Genomic DNA, 684 nt, shown 5'->3' on the forward strand with positions numbered 1-684 from the left:
AGATTGCTGCAGTCATAGTATCACTCCATTATCTTAATTTGAAAATCTTGCAATCAACAATAGTCAGCCGCTCGCCGGCCAGTCCCACGCTGCCACTGACTTCGGCTGCGATGATGTTGCATTCAGGCTTAATGTCGGCGTACTGCATTGCCATTTTCTCGAACACCGACTGACACTTTGACGGAGGTGTTCGTCGGATATGGGCAAGCGGTGGGCTTAGGCTCACGCTTCATAATTTTTCCTTGTGGGTGAAGTTGATTGACAATTTGCATTTTGGTCATTGATCACGGCCGGCCGCGCGGGATAGTGCGAAGAGGCTTCACGCCAGGCTGATTCCGCGTTTTCCAGAGCGACACGACCACGCCACCCGTGATCAGCGCAGCGGTCACACTCAGGCTGATCACAGCCGGGATCTTGCCGATAATGTTGACAAGGAAGATCTTGCTGCCGATGAACATCAGCACCAGGGCCAGGGCGTACTTCAGGTAGGCGAAGCGGTGGATCATGGCCGCCAGCGCAAAGTACAACGCGCGCAGACCGAGGATCGCGAAAATGTTGCTAGTGTAAACGATGAACGTGTCGTCAGTGATCGCAAGAATCGCCGGCACTGAGTCCACCGCGAAGATGAGGTCGGCGAACTCCACCATGCACAAAGCCAGGAACAGCGGCGTTGCCCAGGCAACC

At 54.5% G+C, this 684-nt stretch carries 1 protein-coding gene; it reads right to left on the reverse strand.

Going from position 1 to position 684, the window contains the following annotated elements; all coding sequences use genetic code 11:
- Nucleotides 1–284: 284 nt before the first annotated feature.
- On the reverse strand, nt 285–684 hold a 400-nt coding region (locus tag JK635_RS28440), incomplete at its 5' end, for a TerC family protein (protein ID WP_498043868.1).

The sequence above is a fragment of the Neobacillus paridis genome, assembly GCF_016765675.1.
Classification (GTDB): Bacteria; Bacillota; Bacilli; order Bacillales; family Cytobacillaceae; genus Neobacillus; species Neobacillus paridis.